At 63.6% G+C, this 1,460-nt stretch carries 1 protein-coding gene; it reads left to right on the top strand.

Features of this window, described 5'->3' with window-relative positions; translation table 11 throughout:
• Positions 1-125: 125 nt before the first annotated feature.
• Positions 126-1,391, top strand: coding sequence for a DDE-type integrase/transposase/recombinase (locus tag ACEXHE_RS13440; protein WP_374786177.1), 1,266 nt, complete (start codon positions 126-128; stop codon positions 1,389-1,391).
• Positions 1,392-1,460 lie beyond the last annotated feature (69 nt).

Below are 1,460 nucleotides of genomic sequence, written 5' to 3'. Positions count from 1 at the left end.
TCGACGAGCCTCAGATAAAGTCCCCGCGTAGGTAGGGGTCGTGCCTCAGGTGTTTTTCCCCGGCAAGTCTGTGCTGGTGGGGGTGGGGGCGGCCACGATGGGGTATGGCCGATAAGGACGTCTCGATGGCTACCCGGATCGAGATCACGAAGAAGTACTCCAAAGCGTATGTGGGGGCCTCGAAAGCCCAGAAGGGCCGGATCCTGGATGCGGTGGTCGAGATGACCGGCTGGGATCGAGATCATGCCCGTCAGCAGCTGCGCCGCCGGGCCAGCGCCCCGCCTGGAAAGCTTCAGGCCACGGTGGTGGTGATCGATCGGCGGCGCAGCAAGCCCAAGGGGTATTCCTATGATGCGATCAAAGTCCTGCATCGGGTCTGGTCGGTGACTGGAGGGATCTGCGGGAAGTATCTGGCCGCTTCGATGGGCCAGTGGATCCAGGCCATGGAGGCCGCCGGGGACCTGGTGCCAGGCCAAGGCCGGTACTCAGAGTGCGTGCGGGCAGAGCTGTTGGCGATGAGCGCGGCCACGATCGACCGGTACCTGGCCCCGGTCCGGGCCCAGGACCGGCTGCGGGGTAAGTCCACGACCAAGCCCGGGGCATTGCTGCGTAACTCGATCAGCATCCGTAAGGCCGGGGATGAAGTGGAGGCCGAGCCAGGGTTCTTCGAGGTCGATACCGTCGCGCACTGTGGTCCGAGCCTGAAGGGGGAGTTCATCAGGAGCGTGAACTTCACGGATATGCACACCGGGTGGGTGTTCACCACCGCGATCCGCAACAACGCCACCGTGCATATGATGGGCGCTTTTGGCAGGTTCATCGACCAGGTGCCCTTCGCAGTGAGCGGGATCGATTGCGACAACGGCTCGGAGTTCATCAATCACGAGCTGATCGGCTGGGCAGGCCAGGCGAAGATCTTCTTCACTCGGTCCCGCCCGTACAAGAAGAACGACCAGGCCACCATCGAGTCCAAGAACAACCACCTGGTGCGCCGGTACGGGTTCTACTACCGCTACGACACCCCCGAGGAGCTCACGCTGCTCAACGAGCTCTGGGCGCTGGTGTGTGACCGGCTGAACTTCTTCACACCCACGAAGAAGCCCACCGGCTACGCCACCGATAAGATCGGCCGGCGCAAGCGCCTCTACGACGCCCCGCAATCGCCCTACCAACGCTTGCTGCAGGCCGGGGTGCTCAGCCCCGCACAGCAGGCCGAGTTGGCCCAGTACAAGGACACGCTCAGCCCGGTGGCCATCGCCGATCAGATCGACGCGATCCAAGCCCGACTGATCGCCCTGGCCGCCCAGAAGACCCGCGAGCTGGAACGACAAGCTCTCAGAGATCTCCCCGACCCCCGAGGAATCAAGATCAGGACACCCAAAGCCAGCTGAGCTACGCGGGGAAATTCATCTGAGGCACCAGGGGCCCGCAAGCGGGGACTTTACTGTGAGGCACCACGG

Origin of the sequence: Micrococcus sp. IITD107 (assembly GCF_041927415.1) — a bacterium.
Lineage (GTDB): Bacteria > Actinomycetota > Actinomycetes > Actinomycetales > Micrococcaceae > Citricoccus > Citricoccus terreus.
The sequence above is the reverse complement of the archived record's forward strand: the minus strand, read 5'-3'. Positions and strand labels throughout refer to the sequence as shown.

Excerpts from the sequence above, each read along its gene's own strand:
- ACEXHE_RS13440 (WP_374786177.1), top strand. The coding sequence starts at position 126 with ATGGCTACCCGGATCGAGATCACGAAGAAGTACTCCAAAGCGTATGTG.